The organism is Desulforamulus profundi (assembly GCF_002607855.1).
Window position 1 is genome coordinate 1 of the sequence record NZ_AWQQ01000021.1, and the last position, 17,826, is coordinate 17,826.

A 17,826-nucleotide genomic window follows, 5' to 3' on the forward strand; every position below is an offset into this window, starting at 1 on the left:
ATTGCTTTAACAGATTGCGCCCCGCCGGTTACTCGATTGTACCACACGCGGGGACCCCGTCCGTCAAGACTTCCCTTCGGCGCCACTTTAATTTAAGTTAACCTCTGGGGCTCACCAAGAACATTTTAGGATAACAAGGGGAGCTGTTATTTATTTCCAAAGTGTCAATACCTTGACAACTTAATTCAGGTAAGCTCTTATGCTTGTTATCCTATGGAATATTGAATCAGGGACTGGTAACGAGACCAGTCCCTGATTTTTATATGCAAATGATTCCCGAGTTCTCTTTTAATACTCATTGGGCAGCTGATCCAGCTGCTCTTTGGTAAATACAGGGCCGTCCTTGCAGACATACTTGCTTCCTACGTTGCAGCGGCCGCACATGCCAATGCCGCACTTCATCCGGTTTTCCAGACTCATGATGATCCTGTCCGGGGTGAAGCCGCACTCTACCAGTACCGGCAGGGTGAATTTGATCATTACTGGCGGTCCGCAGATGATGGCATAATCCGTCTTGGGTGCCACTTCTTTGGTAACGGTGGGGATGAAGCCCACGCGGCCGGTCCAACCTTCCACTTCCCGGTCAATGGTGGTGATCAGGTTGATGTCCGACCGGGCATCCCATTGGGCCAGCTCGTCTTTGTACAGCAAGAGGCCGGGGTTCCGGGCACCGTAGATGACGGTCAGATCGCCGTAGTCGCCACGGTGGGCCGGGTCCAGGATGTACTGGATGGTGGAACGCAGGGTGGTGAAGGCAAAGCCGCCGCCGATGATGGTCAGGCTCTTGCCCTTCAGCTGCTCCAGCGGGTAGCTGTTGCCCAGCGGTCCCCGCACGCCGACGATGGTTCCTTCTTCCAGCATGTGCAGGGCGGTGGAGACTACGCCCACTTTGGCCACGGAGAATTTCAGGATACCTTTCTCGGTGGGGGAAGAGGCAATGCCAAAGGGGGCTTCCCCTTTGCCGTAGACCATGACTTCCGCGAATTGGCCGGGCTGGTACTGGAAGCTTTCGGCGTCTTGTTCGTTTAGGTATTCAAAGGTGAAGGTGTGAATGAGTTTGTCAGATGTCTCGGTGAAGTTCTTCACCAGTTTCATCGGCAGCGGTAGATAGGGGTTTCTCATCTGTTTTTCAACCTCGCTTCCGCTAGTCCAATGCCCGGACATCAGCCAGGGCTTGGCGAATATCCAGGTTTACAGGACAGTTTTTGATGCACCTACCGCAGCAACGCAGGCGGTGGCGTTGTACCGGTCTACAAAATAGTTGAATTTGTGCAGGAGTCTTTGTCTCCAGCGGGCTTTGCCACCCGGTCTCGGGTTGTGGCCGGAGCCGTGCAGGGTAAACAGCGGGAACATGCAGGCATCCCAGTTTCTCACCCGGCAGCCGTTGCAGTCTGTGGCCTCGTCTGCGATGTCAAAGCAGTGGCAGGTGGGGCACAGGTAGGTGCAGGCGGCGCAGCCCAGGCATTTTTCGTGCAGCCGGTCCCAGAAGGGGTGTTCGAACATGCCGCCCAGTTTGGCGCTCAGGCCTTCGATGTTGACGGTGGCGTCGGCTTTGACTTCTTGCTGCAGTTTGGCCGCAGCGGCTTTGGCTGCTTCACCGGCTTCGGCAAGGCCAAGTTTGGCTAAAAGTTCTTTGCCTTTTTCGCTGATGCCTTCCACGACGTAGGCTTCGCCAATGTCGGTCAGGAAGATGTCGCTGCCTTCCTTGGAGAAGGGGCCGCAGGCGATGCTGGAGCAGAAGCAGGTGGCTGCCGGTTCGTTGCAGCCCAGCCCTACGATGAGGGTGTTGTTCCTGCGGGTCAGGTAGTAGACGTCTTCATATTGGTCGTTTTTAAAGACGTTGTCCAGCAGCACCAGGGATTTCACGTCGCAGGGGCGCATGCCAAATACGACGGTGGCCTGCGGGTCAACGTTGTCTTGCATCCTTACTCCTTCAGCATCCACGGTGTAGTTGAAGAGTTCTTCGGACTGAGGGAAAAGGATTTCTTTGCCGGGCTTTTTGGTGTTGATGTAGTCCAGGCAGGCTTCTTCGCCCTTTTGAATGGCGGCGAATTCCACCATGCCGTCCTTTTTCACCGGGGCCATCACCCGGTATTCAGCTGCCAGTTTGTCAAGTAAACTTGGTATTTCGCTTTTGTTTATGATCATCCTTTTTCACCTCACTCCTATAGCAAGAAGTCTTCTTTGTCTTGGAACTGGAAGGTGTTTAAGGCCGGTGGGTCTTCTAAGCTCACGCCGGCTTCGGCACCAAAGAGTTCTTTGACGTCTTTTACCATCTTACGGTTTAAAAGGGATAGTTTGATGCCCATGGGGCAGGCTCTTTCACAGGCGCCGCAGTCGACGCAGCGGCCGGCCAGGTGGAAGACTCGCACGGCCTGGAACAGGGCGTTGTCGTCTACGCTGGCAGCGCTTTTGCCGATCCAGGCAGGGGCGCCGCAGTCGACGAAGCATTCGGTGCAGTAGCACATGGGGCAGGCCTGGCGGCAGGCGTAGCAGCGGATGCATTTTTCCATTTCTTTGGCAATGAAGGCGTTCCGCTCTTCGGCACTCATGGCCTCAAATGCTTCGATGTCGGCGTAGTCGGCTTCTCTGGCCGGTACGGCTTCGCCGATCAGTTCGTCAAAGAGGACCGGGGTGTTGTACTGGCAGGTCTTGCAGGAGCCGAACAGGACGTCGGCTTTAGCGACGGTTTTTTCAAAGTCTTTGCCTTTTAGCACCAGTTCGGCGCCGGTGTCGTTGACTTCCAGGATGTCTTTGCAGCCGACGAGTTCGCAGATTTGTTTACGGTCTACCATGCCTTCGCAGGGTACGCCGATGATGGTCAGGTTGTCTTTGTTGATCTGGCCTTCTTTGATGAGGCCCACGATGGCACGCACGTCACAGCCCTTGGCGATGACGGCTACTTTTTCCGGCCGTTTTCTCACGAAGTTGGCCAGGTTGTTTTCGCAGGTGGCGCTCCAGATCAGGTTTTCTGCCTCTTCCGGGGTTCTTGCAAAGTACGGGGTGTTGCGGAGGGGCAGGCTTCCCTGGGCAAATCCCACTACCAGGTCGACTTTTTTGTCGGCCAGCAGTTTTTTGGCGGTTTCTTTAATATTTTCGGTTACGTTCATTACCTCTCACCTCACTCCGCTTTGCGAAATAGTCCTTTGTTGGGTCCCATGGCTTTGACTTTGCCGGTCAGGTCTGTGATGAGGTCTGCAAATCGCGCGCCTTCAGAGGCGGATACCCAGGTGAAGTTGACGCGGTCGTTTTCGACGCCCATGTAGTTTAACAGGTTTTTCAACAGGGCGAATTTACGGCGGGCTACCAGGTTGCCACTAACATAGTGGCAGTCGCCGGGGTGTCAGCCGGAGGTCAGGATTGCATCGGCGCCGGATCTTAGGCCGGCAATGATAAACAGCGGGTTGATGCGTCCGGAGCAGGGTACGCGTACGACGCGCAGGTTCGGGGGGTATTGCAGTCGGCCTACCCCTGCCAGATCCGCTCCGGCATAGCTGCACCAGTTGCAGAGAAACGCGACGATTTTGGGTTCTTGTTCGGCCATTTTCTTCCCTCCTGGAAACAGCGGTTGGCTGTTTCGGCCTTCAGCCATCGGCCATCGGCCTTCAGCTTTAGCTGTTGGTTTTATGCTTTGGTTTGTATTTTAAGGTTGGTTTTTATGGTTGTTGCTTTTGGTTCTAGGGTTTTCCTTGAGTTTTCTATTGTGGGTGCTGCCCCGGCATGGTGTTATCTATCCTCTTCTTCAGGTCAGGCGGTGCTGCGCACCGCTCTGACCCTTGTTCTTTTTGTTGTTGCTTGTTAGGTGCAGGCCCGGGGTTTTACTAACCATCAAAAGCTGACGGCTGATGGCTGGACCCCAGAGGATGACCCGCTAGGCTACCAGCTAACCACTTGCACCATGGCCATGATCTGCTCGTTGCTGCAGCCTTTGACGTTGATGGCGCCGCTGCGGCAGGAGGAGGAGCAGGCGCCGCAGCCTTTGCAAAGCGCCGGGTTGACGTCGGCTGCTGTGTTGCCCCGTTCGTCGGTGACCAGGGTGGCGGCTTTGGCCGGGCAGACTTCGACGCAGACACCGCAGGCCACGCACTTGCGTTTGTTGACGAAGGCGGCTTTGCCGTCGGTCTGGATGTTTTCTTTGGCCAGGGCGGTGGCGGCACGTCCCGCTGCGGCTTTCGCCTGGGCGATGTTTTCTTCCAGGTTTTTGGGCCCGTGGGCCAGGCCGCACATGAAGACGCCGTCGGTGCCAAAGTCTACCGGCCGCAGTTTCAGGTGGGCTTCCAGGAAGAAGCCTTCTGCGTTTACCGGTACTTTGAACAGTTTGGAGAGCGCGGTGTTGTCGTTGGGGACAACCGCGCTGGCCAGTCCGATGATGTCGGCGTAGATTTCTACCGGCCGGTTCAGGACGTGGTCCACGAAGGTTACTTTGGTCCCGGCGGGGGTTTCTTGGACCACCGGTTTGTTGTCTACGCTGTACCGTACGAAGATGATGCCTTGCGGCGGGCTTCGGTGTAGAGGTCTTCGAAGTAGCCGTAGGTCCGGATGTCACGGTACAGGATGTAGATGTTGGCGCTGGGTTTCTTTTCTTTGATTTTTAAGGCTTGTTTGATGGCCTTAGTGCAGCAGATGCGGCTGCAGTAGGGCCGCTCGTCGTCCCGGCTGCCCACGCACTGGATGAAGACGTAGTTGTTGGAGTTTTTGAGTTTGTCTTCTGCAATCATGCTTTCCAGTTCTAACAGGGTGTGCACCCGGCTGTTGTGCCCGTAGAGGTATTCTTTGGGCTGGTATCCTTCGGCGCCGGTGGCGATGATGGCGACACCGTGCTTGATTTGTTCTCCGTTGCTGAGTTTGGTTTCGTAGTTGCCCATGAAGCCGTGTACGTCGGTTACGGTTGCGCCGGTGCAGACTTTAATTTTTTCATGGGTTTTGACTTGGTCAATCAGTTGGTTCAGGTAGCTTGCACGTCTTCGCCGCCCATGCCGTAGTGGATGCGCTTGGCAATGCCGCCCAGTTCTTCGGCTTTTTCCACCAGGTAGACTTGGTAGCCCTGGTCGGCCAGGTTGAGGGCTGCGTTCATGCCGGCCACGCCGCCGCCGATGACCAGGGCGTCGTGGTTCATGGGCAGGGTGATGGGTTGTACCGGCTCCAGCAGGGCTGCTTTTTTAACGGCCATTTGGACCAGGTCTTTGGATTTTTCGGTGGCTTTTGCCGGTTCGTTTTGGTGTACCCAGGAGCAGTGGTCACGGATGTTGGCCATTTCAAAGAGGTGCGGGTTTAGGCCGGCCTCTTTGAGGGTTTCCTGGAACATGGGCTCGTGGGTACGCGGGCTGCAGGAGGCCACGACGATGCGGTTTAAGCCGTATTCTTCAATGGCTTCTTTGATTTGGGCGCTGGCGTCCTGGGAGCAGGCGTACAGTTTGTCGGTGGCGTAGACGACGCCGGGCAGGGTCTTGGCGTATTCGGCCACCGAGGGTACGTCTACGACGCTGCCGATGTTGATGCCGCAGTGGCAGACGAAGACGCCGGTGCGCACGATTTCTCCGGCCACGTCTTTTTGGGCCGGGTATTCTTTGGCTTTGGTCAGGGTGCCTTTGGCTTCGGCCAGGAGTTTTTGGATTTCTCCGGCGGCGGCGCTGGCCTGCATGACGGTCTCAGGGATGTCTCTGGGGCCGCTGAAGGCGCCGGCTACGTAGATGCCCGGTTGGTTGGTGGCAACGCCGGTCAGTTGCGGTACGTCGGCAAAGTTGTACTGGTTCAGTTCTACGCCCAGTTCTTTGGCCAGTTCGACCGCTTTTTTGTTGGGTTCTAAGCCTACGCTCAGGACGACCATGTCGAATTCTTCGGTGATGACGGTACCGTCTTCTAAGGCGTAGCGAATGCTGATGTTGTCGTTTTCGCCAGGGTCTAAGCCGTAGACGCGGCTGCGGATGAAGTTGACGCCGTATTGTTTTTTGGAGCGTTCGTAGTATTTTTCAAATTCTTTGCCGTAGGTCCGCATGTCCATGTAGAAGATGCTGGTGTTCAGGTCGTAGTCAGCATGTTCTTTGGCGATGACGGATTGTTTGATGGCATACATACAGCATACCGAGGAGCAGTAGCCATGGTTGATCCGGCAGTTACGGGAGCTACGCACTGGATCCAGGCGATTTTAGCAGGCTCTTTATGGTCGCTGGGTCGCACCAGGTGGCCGCCGAAGGGGCCGGATGCGCTCAGGATGCGTTCGAATTCCAGGGAGGTGACGACGTTTTTCAGTTCGCCGTATTTGTACAGCGCCAATTGTGCCGGGTCAAAGGTTTCAAAGCCCGGTACCAGCAGGATGGAGCCCACTTCAATTTGGATTTCTTCGTCCTGCATGTGGTGGTTGATGGCRCCTGCCTGGCAGGCTTTTAAGCATTTGCCGCAGAGTTTTTCGTTGTTCAGGTTTTTAAATTTCAGGCATTTGCTGCTGTCAATGGCGTAGGCGTTGGGGAAGGCCTGGGCGTATAGTTTGTAGATGGCTTTCCGCTTGCCCAGTCCTGGTTGAAGGCGTCGTCTACTTTGACCGGGCAGGCATCCGCGCAGCTGCCGCAGCCGGTGCATTTGGCCAGGTCGATGTAACGGGCTTTGGTTTTGATGGTGACTTTGAAGTTCCCGGGTTCCCCTGCCAGCCGGTGACTTCGGAGTTGGTCAGGGTTTGTACGTTCAGGTGTCTCCCGCAGTCTACCAGTTTGGGAGACAGGATGCACATGGAGCAGTCGTTGGTGGGGAAGGTTTTGTCCAGCATCGGCATGGTCCCGCCAATGGCCGGCTCTCTTTCCACCAGGTATACGTAGTAGCCGGATTCCGCCAGGTCCAAGGATGCCTGGATACCGGCTATGCCGGAGCCCACCACTAATACGGCTCCTGTTTTATCAGGCTTTGTTGTCATCTCTGCATCACACCGTCCTCCTATTTACGCTTTTCCAGGGGCAGAAGAAAAACCCCCGATAAACACACTTAACCCCTTGGTGGGGAATTTAGAATCCAGATCCCGCTTCACTTTTAGGGGGCCATTAAAGTATGGTATGGAGGCTTCACCCCCTAATAGTTATGTAACCAATTAATAAACAAGCAGGCTGCTTGTACTAAACTTAACAAACTTGGATATATTTGTATAACCAACGGGTGATGACATTCTTTGACAGCTTGTCTTACGCCGGCTCTTTCGAAGTGCAACTTTATAGTATCACGTCACCGGCCCGACAAACCAGCGTAACGAAGATACTATTTATGGTGTAATCGTCCAACAGTCCCATTATTAATATAAATTACCACACACAAAGGATTAACTGTATACAATAAACTTGCAAACACCGTAATTCCGCCACTTTTGTCCTTATGGCTAGTATATAGTTTCTTCCAACTAGTGTCAATTATTTTAGAATATTTTAAAAAATGTTAGTTCTTTTCGAATATTTTAGGGGGATTAAAAAAACGGAACAAGCACAATAAATTTCGCTGTGACTATTTGTCTAAATTGGTATAAAATTCTGCGAACATTTTTTGTAGTGAAAATCAAATCCCTTCAAAAGATACTTATGAAGGGATTTGTCCGTTTATTCGGGTTAGGGGACCATTCAACCACCGGTCCTTAGCTGCCCGGATGAACAGGTGAAATTGTCCAGGTATGTTACTTATCGCAGGTTATAGAAAACTTCCCTGCCGCGATACCTGGCCAGCTCGCCAAGCTCCTCTTCAATGCGCAGCAGCTGGTTGTACTTGGCCACCCGGTCGGTGCGGGAAGGGGCGCCGGTCTTGATTTGCCCGGCATTGGTGGCCACGGACAGGTCGGCGATGGTGGTGTCGTCGGTTTCGCCGGAACGGTGGGACACCACGGCGGTGTAGCCGGCCCGCTTGGCCATTTCGATGGCATCCAGGGTTTCGGTGAGGGTGCCGATTTGGTTCACTTTAATGAGGATGGAGTTGGCCACCCCGCCCTTGATGCCTTTGGCCAGGCGTTCGGTGTTGGTGACGAACAGGTCGTCTCCCACCAGTTGGATTTTTTTGCCTAAGGCCTGGGTCAGTTTGGCCCAGCCTTCCCAGTCGTCTTCGGACAGGCCGTCTTCAATGGTGATGATGGGGTATTTGTCCACTAAATAGGTATAGAAATCCACCATTTCATCGGCGGTGTAGGTAACACCCTCGCCCTTCCAGATGTATTTGCCGTCTTTGTACAGTTCGGTGGCGGCTACGTCCAGGCCCAGGAAGACGTCCTGTCCGGGTTTGTAGCCGGCCTTTTCAATGGCTTCGATGATGACGGCCAGGGCTTCTTCGTTGCTCTTGAGGTTGGGGGCAAAGCCGCCTTCGTCGCCCACGGCGGTGTTGAGTCCCCGGGCTTTCAGGACAGCTTTCAGGTGATGGAAGATTTCCGCTCCCATGCGCAGGCCTTCGGAGAAGCTGTCGGCTCCCACCGGCAGGACCATGAATTCCTGGATGTCCAYGTTGTTGTCGGCGTGGGCGCCGCCGTTTAAGATGTTCATCATGGGCACCGGCAGTTCTTTGGCGTTGACGCCGCCGATGTACTGGTAGAGGGGTAGGCCGAAGTAGTTGGCCGCTGCTTTGGCCACCGCCAGGGAAACGCCCAGGATGGCGTTGGCGCCCAGTTTTCCTTTGTTGGGGGTGCCGTCCAGTTCGATCATGAGGCGGTCGATGCCGATTTGGTCGGTGACGTCCATGCCGATGAGTTCGGGGCCGATGGTTTCGTTAACGTTGTCAACGGCTTTGATGACCCCTTTGCCCAGGTAGCGCTCTTTGTCACCGTCCCGCAGTTCCACGGCTTCGTAAGCGCCGGTGGAGGCGCCGGAGGGAACCGCCGCTCTGCCCACGGTACCGTCCTCCAGCCAGACTTCCGCTTCCAGTGTAGGGTTGCCCCGGGAATCCAGAATTTCCCGGGCGAATACGTCGCTGATGATTGTCAAAGTTCATTCCTCCTATGTGGATTTTATATTTAGCGCAAAACTTACAGTTCTCTCTGGCCATTAGCCGTTAGCCATTGGCCTGACCCCAGAGATCTATCCCTTAAGCAACAGGCTTTCCCCGGTCATTTCCGGGGGTTTGGGTAAATTTAAAAGCTCCAGCATGGTGGGGGCGATGTCGGGCAGGCTGCCGCCCACCCGGAGTTTGGCGCCTTTGTACCGGTCACCCACCAGCACAAAGGGGACCGGGTTGGTGGTGTGGGCGGTGTGGGGGCCGCCCTGGTCGTCTCTCATTTTTTCTGCATTGCCGTGGTCGGCGGTGATGATGACGGTGCCGGACTTTTCCAAAACGGCGGAAACAATTCTGCCCAGGCACTTGTCTACCGTTTCAATGGCAATTTTGGTGGCCTCCAGGTCGCCGGTGTGGCCCACCATATCCGGGTTGGCAAAGTTGATGATAAACACATCAACCTTTTCTTTATTGAGGTTATCAATAAAAGCGTCTGCAACCTCGTTGGCCGACATTTCCGGCTTTAAATCGTAGGTTGCCACTTTGGGTGAAGGGATCAGCACCCTTTCCTCATTGGGGTTGGGCGGTTCCACCCCCCCGTTGAAGAAAAAGGTGACATGGGCGTATTTTTCCGTCTCGGCCAGCCGGAGCTGTTTCAATCCCTGCTTACTCAGCCATTCCCCCAGGGTGTTGACCAGCTTGTGGGGCGGGAAAGCCACCGGGGCTTCAATGGTTTTGTCATAGACCGTCATACAGACGAAATGCACCTTTGGCTTGCCCGGTCCCCGGTCGAAGCCGGTGAAATCGTCGTCCACAAAGGCCCGTGTGATCTGCCTGGCCCGGTCCGGGCGAAAATTGATAAAAATCAGGGAATCCCCGTCGGATACTTTGGCCACGGGTTGTTTATGGTCATCGGTGATGATGGTGGGCCTGACAAACTCGTCTGTTTCCCCCCGTTCGTAACCGATATCAATGGCCTCCAGCGGTGAGTTGGCCTGCAGTCCCTCGGCGTAGACCATGGCCCGGTAGGCCAGTTCCGTGCGTTCCCAGCGGCGGTCCCGGTCCATGGCATAATACCGCCCGGCAACGGTGGCCACCTGCCCCACCCCGTATTCCTTCATTTTGGCCAACAGCGCCCGCATGTAGACCTTGGCACTGGAAGGAGGAACATCCCGGCCGTCCAGGAAGGCATGAAAATAGGCCCTGGACACCCCCTGCAGGACAGCCAGTTTAAGGACAGCGAAAAGATGCTTGATGTGGCTGTGCACCCCGCCGTCCGACAGCAGCCCCATAATGTGTAAGGCCGAATTGTTTTCCTTAACCTTTTGCACAGCCTTCACCAGTTCCGGGTTGCTAAAGAAATCCCCGTCTTTGATGGACTTGGTGATGCGGGTAAGCTCCTGGTAAACCACCCGGCCGGCGCCGATGTTCAGGTGTCCCACCTCGGAGTTCCCCATCTGGCCTTCGGGCAGACCCACGGCCAGTCCGGAACATTCCAGAGTGGTAAAGGGATAGCTGGCCATGTAGTTCTTAATATTGGGGGTTGCCGCCTGGGCAATGGCATTGCCCTTTTGGTGCTGACTCAACCCCCAGCCGTCCAGCACGATCAGGGCCAGGGGGTGTCGTTGATTGTTCAAATTCAGGAACCTCCTTGTTTCGAGGTTCGAAGCTCGAATACCTTTATCCAAGATTATTCTAAACCTCAAATCTAAAGCGAAAATAAAAAAAGGGTAAAAGGACTGTAAGAAGCTGCCCAAATCACAACGCAAATCTTGCAGAGCCCTTAGACATGAGCGGAGTTTTCGATGATACCGGCAAAGTCTTCCACTTTCAGGCTGGCGCCGCCCACCAGGGCGCCGTCGATATCCGGCTGGGACATTAGGCCCCTGGCATTGCCGGGTTTGACACTGCCGCCGTATTGAATGCGAACGGCTGCCGCAGCGGCGGCGCCGTATTGGTCGGCAATCACCCGGCGAATATAACCGTTGACCTGCTGGGCATCTTCATCCGAGGCTGTTTTGCCGGTGCCGATGGCCCAGACGGGTTCGTAGGCAATGACCAGACCCGCCACCTGCTCGGGCGCAAGGCCCTCTAAAGCCCCTTTGGTCTGGGTTGCCACCACCTGTTCGGTGGTCCCGGCCTCCCGCTGTTCCAGCGTCTCTCCCACACAAACGATGGGAACAAGACCGTGTGCCAGCGCCGCTTTTACCTTTTTGTTAACACTTTCGTCGGTTTCTCCGAAGTACTGGCGTCTTTCCGAGTGACCCAATACGACATAGGTAACCCCCAGCTCTTTCAGCATAAGCGGGGAGATTTCTCCGGTAAAGGCTCCCTGCTTTTCCCAGTGCATATTTTGAGCGGCCAGTCCGATGCGGCTTCCCTTTAAAACCTCCGCCACCGGCGCCAGGGCGGTAAAGGGCGGGCATACCACCACTTCCACCCGGGAATCCGCTGTCTTTTGTTTTAGTTCCTGGACAAAGCTTACTGCTTCAGTAACGGTTTTATGCATTTTCCAATTGCCGGCGATGATAATTTGTCTCATGAATAACCCCCCTTAACATACGAGAAGTGACAAGTTAGAAGTGGGATTGAAAAATTGCAATCTTTTCCCCTGACTTCCCTTCTCACTTCTACCGGAACACCCTTTAGATTTTTATCTATACCTTTATTTATCCTGCAGGGCAGCGACCCCGGGCAGTTCTTTTCCTTCCAGGAACTCCAGGGAGGCCCCGCCGCCGGTTGAAATGTGGCTGATTTTATCCTCTACGCCCACTTTATTGACCGCTGCCACCGAATCCCCGCCGCCTACGATGGTGATGGCACCGGATTCCGCCAGCGCCCTGGCCACCGCTTCGGTACCTTTGGCAAAGGCTCCATTTCAAAGACGCCCATGGGACCGTTCCAAACAACGGTGGCCGCCTTTTGGGCTGCAGCGGCAAACCTTGCGGCGGTTTGCGGACCGATGTCCAGGACCATCCAGTCCTCCGGAATTTCAGTCACCGGCACCACCTTCTGCTGGGAGGTTGGTTCCATGGCCAGGGCCACCACCGCGTCGGTGGGCAAAAGCAATTCCACCTTGCAAGCTTTGGCCCGCTCAATCAGCTCTTTGGCCAGGTCCACTTTATCGGGTTCCACCAGGGATTTGCCGATCTGGTAGCCCTGGGCCTTGATAAAGGTATTGGCCATGCCCCCGCCGATGATTAATGTATCCACTTTATTCAATAGATTTTCAATGACGCCGATTTTATCCGAGACCTTGGCGCCCCCGATGATGGCCACGAAGGGCCGCTCCGGGTTGCTGACCGCTTTGCCCAGGTTTTCCAGTTCCTTTTCCATCAGGAAGCCGGCCACCGCAGGCAGGTATTCGGCGATGCCGGCGGTGGAAGCATGGGCCCGGTGGGCGGCGCCAAAGGCATCGTTGACAAAGACATCGGCCAGTTCCGCCAGCTGCCTGGCGTACTTTTCATCGTTTTTGGTTTCTTCCGCATGGAAGCGGACGTTCTCCAGCAGCAGCACATCCCCGCCCTGCATGCCTGCAATGGCCTGCCGGGGTTCCGGTCCCACCGAGTCGTTCACCTTGATAACCTCTTTGCCCAGCAATTCCGAAAGCCTTTTGGCCACCGGCGTCAAGCGGTATTTCTCAACCACTTCGCCCTTGGGACGGCCCAAGTGGGAAGCCAGGATCACCTTGGCCCCCTGGTCCATCAGGTATTGGATGGTGGGCAGAGCCTTTTGGATACGGGTGTCATCGGTAATGACTTCTCCGTCCAGGGGAACGTTGAAGTCAACCCGGACAAAGACCCGTTTTCCCTTTACATCAATGTCCTTGACGGACTTCTTTTGCATGTTTACAGCCCCTTTTCAGCCACCAGCAGTGCCAGGTCCAGCACGCGGTTGGAGTAACCCCATTCGTTATCGTACCAGGCGATAACCTTGGCCATGTTGCCTCAATGACCATGGTGGACAGTCCGTCTACGATGGAGGAGTGCGGGTTGCCGTTGAAGTCCTTGGAAACCAGCGGCAGCGGGTTGAATTCCAGGATTCCTTTCAGACGGCCTTCGGCCGCCTCTTTTAAGGTGGCGTTAATTTCTTCGGCGGTGGTGGACTTTTGCAGGTCAACCACCAGGTCGACCACCGATACGTTGGGTGTGGGAACCCTCATGGCAAAGCCGTTCAGCTTGCCCTTCAGTTCAGGCAGAACCAGCGCCACTGCCTTGGCCGCACCGGTGGTGGTGGGAATGATGGACATGCCCGCTGCTCTGGCCCGGCGCAGGTCTTTGTGGGGCAGGTCAAGAATTTGCTGGTCGTTGGTATAGGAGTGCACCGTGGTCATGAGGCCCTTGACAATGCCAAAGTTGTCATGCAGCACTTTGGCCACCGGAGTCAGACAGTTGGTGGTGCAGGAAGCGTTGGAAATAATGTGATGCCTGGCGGGATCATAGGTGTCTTCGTTAACGCCGATGACAAAGGTGCCGTCCACTTCCTTGCCGGGGGCGGTAATAATGACCTTCTTGGCGCCGGCCTGCAGGTGCTTGGCGGCGTCGGGACCTTTGGTAAATCGGCCGGTGGATTCGATGACAATATCAACGCCCAGTTCTTGCCAGGGCAGCTTCGTCGGGTCTGCCTCGGCATATACTTTAATTTCTTTGCCGTTAATCATGATGGTGTCTTCGGTGGCGGAGATGTCCGCGTTGAGAATGCCGTGCACAGAATCATACTTCAACAGGTGTGCCAGCGTTTGCGCATAGGTTAAATCGTTAATTGCCTTAAAATCCAAACGGCGGGATTTGTGGTTCACCAGGGCAACCTCAAATTCCCCGCGTTCAATTGCACAGCGTAATACGTTCCGCCCGATACGACCAAAACCGTTAATCCCTACTTTGACTGGTGCCATTTAAAATCCACTCCTTCGGAATTTTAGTATGTCACAATACCCGTAGCCTCTATTAAATTGTATGTCTCATTTACAAAAAGATTTCAACATTCCTGGCCATATCCCTGCCAAAATGGGATATTTTTTTGGCTAATATCTTTTCCTCCTGTTGGTTGAAGGAATCCCCAACTCATCCCGGTATTTGGTTACGGTGCGCCGGGATATTTTAACCCCCCTTTGACCAAATAATTCAGCAAGTTTCTGGTCGCTTAGAGGGTTGGCGGGGTCTTCTTCCTGGATGATTTCCTGGAGAATCTTTTTCAGGCTCTCCGCTGAAACCTGCGTGCCGCTGGCGTCGCTCAGGCCGGTGGAGAAGAAATACTTCATTTCAAAGACTCCCTGGGGTGTCTGGATATATTTATTGGAAGTGGCACGGCTGACGGTGGACTCGTGTACCCCAATCATATCCGCAACTTTCTTTAAATTTAGGGGCTTGAGGTATTTCACGCCGTGGGCCAAAAAATCCCGCTGCAGTTCCACCAAACAATTTGCCACCTTGTATAAAGTGAGCCTGCGCTGCTCGATGCTGCGGATCAACCAGGCCGCTGCATTTAGCTTTTCCTCCACAAACTGTTTGGTATTCTGATCTGCGGAACTATTTTTGGCCAAAACCGTACGGTAGGTATTGTTGATGGTCAGCCGGGGAGTCGCCACGTCATTGACTAAAATAATATACTGTCCTTCAACCTTTTCCACCACCACATCGGGCACGATATACCGGACCTCGTCATGGTGGCTGAAGTTGCGGCCCGGTTTGGGTTCCAATTTTTTTAAAATGTCTGCGGCCCTTTGGATCTCCTGGGGGAAAACATTGAATCTGGCCGCGATTTTCGCCAACCGGCCCCCGGCCAGATCCGGTAAATATTCTTCAACCAGCTTCCTTACAATAGGGTTATCTTCCTGCATAAGATCCAGCTGAATGGTAAGGCATTCTTGCAAATCCCTGGCCCCCACACCCGGCGGGTCAAAACTCTGCAGCACCTTGAGAGCCTGCTGCATATTTTCCGGGCCTATGCCCAATTGTTCGCCGGCCTCCTCCAGGCTGATGCCCAGGTAGCCCCTGGCATCAATGTTGCCGATCAGGTACTGGACAATGGCTTTAAGTTCCTTGTCTGCCCTGCTGAGACTGAGCTGAAAGGTCAGGTGTTCCGCCAGGGTTGGGGCATGGCTGACAAACTGTTCGCAGCCGGGCTGTTCAATGACTTCCCTGTGACCCCGGTTGGGGGAGATGCCCAGGTCGCTGCTGTCTTGAAAATACTCCACCCAGTCCAGGTCGAATTCTTTCTTTTCCGCCGTTTCCAGGTTGCCGTCCTCCCGGGAGGCCTCAGGCTCTTCCGCCCGCTCCCCGTCATGCTCGCGCACTTCCAGCAGGGGGTTTTCCAGCACCTGCTGTTCAACATACTCGGTAAGTTCCAGGGAAGACATCTGTAAAACTGTGATGGCCTGTCGAAGTTCCGGTGTCATGATAAGTTTTTGGGTTTGCTCCAAATTAAGACCAAAGTCCATTCGCATGATCCATCACTCTCCCGTAGTTAACCATGGTACCCATCCGGTACAGGTCCGCGACCGTTTTTACCCGGTTGAATTCTCCGCCAACTGCTTGAGAATTGCTTCGATATCGTATACGGCGCCGTCCGCTGCGTAAAGGGTCCGGACACCGCTCCGGTTTTCCACATAGGCTGCCATGGCGGGCCGCAGGTCCTCCGGCCTGAGGCAGCAATGATTAAAGTGTGTAATAAAGCAAAGTTTAACTTTGCTTCCCTGCAGCAGGTGCGGTAAACCCAGTGTGGTAATATGCCGGTGGGCATAGACGTTGTGACTGGTAACATTGGCGATTAACACATCCACCTGGCTGAACATTTCCTTGATATCTCTCCGGTAATCCACCACCTCCAGCAGGTCCATGATGGGTCCCCGCCGTCCCATCTCTTTTATTCCCTCGGGAGTGGAATAGCTTTTAATATAATTGGTATCGCTGGTATAACCGATGCTTACATTCCCGGTGTTCAAAACAAAGCCGTAGTTCTCTTCCGTGTGGTGAACCGGAACGGGGGTTAAAACTGCTTTTTTATTTGGATTGGTTGATGGGCCTGCAGGAGAATCACCGTCGGCCCTCCTTTGTAGCCGGTATGGGTTTTGAGCCCCTGGTGATAACAACTGAGGAGTCTGTCCCGTTCCAGCATCTGCCTGGGTGCCATCAAATATCCCCGGCGGGAAAACATACCCCAGCACATGCCTTCAATAACAGCCTCCGCCCCGGCATAATGGTCCAGGTGCCCGTGGGAAATAAAAATTCCGTCCAGTGCTCCCAGGTCGATGCCGGCCTCCTGGGCCCGCACCACCGCTCCCGGACCCGGGTCCACGTACAGGCGGAGCCCGTTGACCACCAGCACAAACCCGGCTGTACGGGGGACCTGGCTCAAAACAGCTTCGGGATTGCCTCCGGTGCCTAAAAAAGTTACGGTTGCCCCCGGGGGCGGCGGGGCCGGTTCCTCCCGGTGCCTGTATTTGCTAAAGGACTCAGCTGCAGCTGCCCTGGTTTTTCGCCGCAGCTCTGCGTCAACTTTCGATAAATCCATGGTTTTCCTTCCTTGAGCGAACCTTTTCTGCTAAACGTTCCAGTTTCCGCATCCGGTGGTTAACCCCGGATTTGCCCACCGGGGGATCCCAGAGTTCCCCCAGTTCTTTCAGGCTGGCATCCGGGTGCCGCAGTCTTAATTCAGCCGTCTCCCGGAGGGGTTTGGGTAATTTATCAAGCCCGATGGTATCGACCAGGTATTTAATAATTTCCAGTTGCCTTACCGCTGCAGTGACAGTTTTGTTTAAATTGGCGGTTTCACAGTTGACCAGGCGGTTCACCTGGTTCCGCATATCTTTATAGATACGGGCGTTTTCAAAATCCAACTGGGCCCCGTGGGCGCCCATGTGATTCAGGCACTCTACGATTTGTTCGCTGCCCTTGAGATAGACCACATACCAGTTTTTGCGGGGACTTACCTTGGCCGGCAGGTTAAAGGTCTGCATCAGCCCGGCCAGGTCCCGGGCGTGTTTCAGATTATCGGTAATAATTTCCAAGTGATAAGTTCCCTCGGGGTTATTCACAGATCCACCGCCCAAAAAGGCCCCCCTTAAGTAGGCCCTGCGGCAGCAGTCTTTGACAATTAGATCCTTGACAATTCCCTCTTCGGTAAAGGCAAAGCCGCCTTCCCCGATCCCCAGGGCCTTTAAGATTTGTTCGATGCCCGCTTGCGAGGGTATGCGGACCAGGTAGACATTGTTTTTCCTCAGCCTGACCTTGCGTTGGACCAGGATCTCGGTGGACAGTCCGAACAGATTTTTTAAGAGCTTAAATATTTTACGGGCCACGGCGCATTCTCAGTCACAATGTTCAAGGAAAGCTTCTTTTGACCGCTGATTTGCACACTGCCGTCCATTTTAATCAGGGCGGCCAATTCTGCCAGCCGGCAGCAATTTTTGCCGCCCACCACCCGCGCCAATTCGTTTTTCGTCACTGCCGAGAAGGACATCGTCACCCCTCCACTCAGAAGATATTATACCACAGATGAAATGGTACAATATGGCCTTGTTGCAATTTTAATGCCTATGGCGGGAATCTGTCGAGGGCACAAAAAAGACTGTAATAACTAGCTTGGTAAATCTGGTGAACATTTATTCAGACAAAAAGAAGGTCCCTCGGAGGCCCTGGCCTCGTCGGGAACCTTCTTCAGTAAGTTAGTAAGTTTGGTGCCTAGGAGGGTGTTGAAAAAACCCCTTTAAAACCCTAATTTTACTTCTTTCAAAAAATAAAATTTACATTAATTAACAGTAGTGACCCACTTTTTTTAGATTTTAAGACGAAAACTAATATTTTTTGAGTATATTACCTCCCATTTTCCAGTATTTGTCATGCAATTGGGCGCACTTATCCTATAATCGCAGGTAATGGCTCTTTG

At 54.2% G+C, this 17,826-nt stretch carries 10 protein-coding genes and 5 pseudogenes; 1 reads left to right on the forward strand and 14 read right to left on the reverse strand.

Going from position 1 to position 17,826, the window contains the following annotated elements:
* Positions 1–288: 288 nt before the first annotated feature.
* The 4 genes and pseudogenes from P378_RS03125 to P378_RS03140 all read right to left on the reverse strand — a co-directional run bounded on the left by P378_RS03125 (position 289) and on the right by P378_RS03140 (position 3,544).
* Positions 289–1,122, reverse strand: a complete 834-nt coding sequence (locus P378_RS03125) for an FAD/NAD(P)-binding protein (RefSeq protein WP_099082246.1) — start codon at positions 1,120–1,122, stop codon at positions 289–291.
* A 22-nt stretch (positions 1,123–1,144) separates the two neighbouring features.
* Positions 1,145–2,148 (reverse strand): annotated as a pseudogene (locus P378_RS03130) (4Fe-4S dicluster domain-containing protein).
* 17 nt (positions 2,149–2,165) lie between these two features.
* Positions 2,166–3,110 (reverse strand): 4Fe-4S dicluster domain-containing protein, encoded by a 945-nt coding sequence (locus P378_RS03135; RefSeq protein ID WP_099082247.1) that lies wholly within the window; start codon positions 3,108–3,110, stop codon positions 2,166–2,168.
* An 11-nt stretch (positions 3,111–3,121) separates the two neighbouring features.
* Positions 3,122–3,544 (reverse strand): hydrogenase iron-sulfur subunit, encoded by a 423-nt coding sequence (locus P378_RS03140; protein WP_180260956.1) that lies wholly within the window; start codon positions 3,542–3,544, stop codon positions 3,122–3,124.
* Between P378_RS03140 and P378_RS18865 the strand changes: the two genes are divergently transcribed.
* Positions 3,455–3,802, forward strand: coding sequence for a hypothetical protein (locus P378_RS18865; protein ID WP_180260955.1), 348 nt, complete (start codon positions 3,455–3,457; stop codon positions 3,800–3,802). The two genes, P378_RS03140 and P378_RS18865, sit on opposite strands and share 90 nt — an antisense overlap.
* Before the next feature lie 74 nt (positions 3,803–3,876).
* Here P378_RS18865 and P378_RS23960 read toward each other — a convergent pair.
* The 10 genes and pseudogenes from P378_RS23960 to whiA form a co-directional block, all read right to left on the reverse strand.
* Positions 3,877–6,904, reverse strand: a pseudogene (locus tag P378_RS23960) (FAD-dependent oxidoreductase).
* A 745-nt stretch (positions 6,905–7,649) separates the two neighbouring features.
* On the reverse strand, positions 7,650–8,933 hold the full coding sequence (gene eno / locus P378_RS03150) for a phosphopyruvate hydratase (RefSeq protein WP_099082248.1): 1,284 nt from the start codon (positions 8,931–8,933) through the stop codon (positions 7,650–7,652).
* 93 nt (positions 8,934–9,026) lie between these two features.
* Positions 9,027–10,577: a 2,3-bisphosphoglycerate-independent phosphoglycerate mutase gene (gpmI, locus tag P378_RS03155; RefSeq protein WP_099082249.1), complete on the reverse strand. Its 1,551-nt coding sequence runs from the start codon at positions 10,575–10,577 to the stop codon at positions 9,027–9,029.
* Between the two features lie 146 nt (positions 10,578–10,723).
* Positions 10,724–11,482, reverse strand: coding sequence for a triose-phosphate isomerase (gene tpiA / locus P378_RS03160; RefSeq protein WP_099082250.1), 759 nt, complete (start codon positions 11,480–11,482; stop codon positions 10,724–10,726).
* Positions 11,483–11,605: 123 nt separating this feature from the next.
* Positions 11,606–12,786: pseudogene (locus P378_RS03165) on the reverse strand (phosphoglycerate kinase).
* 2 nt (positions 12,787–12,788) lie between these two features.
* Positions 12,789–13,834: pseudogene (gap, locus tag P378_RS03170) on the reverse strand (type I glyceraldehyde-3-phosphate dehydrogenase).
* 129 nt (positions 13,835–13,963) lie between these two features.
* On the reverse strand, positions 13,964–15,385 hold the full coding sequence (rpoN, locus tag P378_RS03175) for an RNA polymerase factor sigma-54 (protein WP_099082251.1): 1,422 nt from the start codon (positions 15,383–15,385) through the stop codon (positions 13,964–13,966).
* Positions 15,386–15,445: 60 nt separating this feature from the next.
* Positions 15,446–15,883 (reverse strand): hypothetical protein, encoded by a 438-nt coding sequence (locus P378_RS20805; RefSeq protein ID WP_238472819.1) that lies wholly within the window; start codon positions 15,881–15,883, stop codon positions 15,446–15,448.
* A 44-nt stretch (positions 15,884–15,927) separates the two neighbouring features.
* Positions 15,928–16,452 (reverse strand): MBL fold metallo-hydrolase, encoded by a 525-nt coding sequence (locus P378_RS20810; RefSeq protein ID WP_238472820.1) that lies wholly within the window; start codon positions 16,450–16,452, stop codon positions 15,928–15,930.
* A pseudogene (gene whiA / locus P378_RS03185) lies at positions 16,433–17,400 on the reverse strand (DNA-binding protein WhiA). The gene P378_RS20810 and the pseudogene whiA overlap by 20 nt, the downstream one beginning before the upstream one ends.
* Positions 17,401–17,826 lie beyond the last annotated feature (426 nt).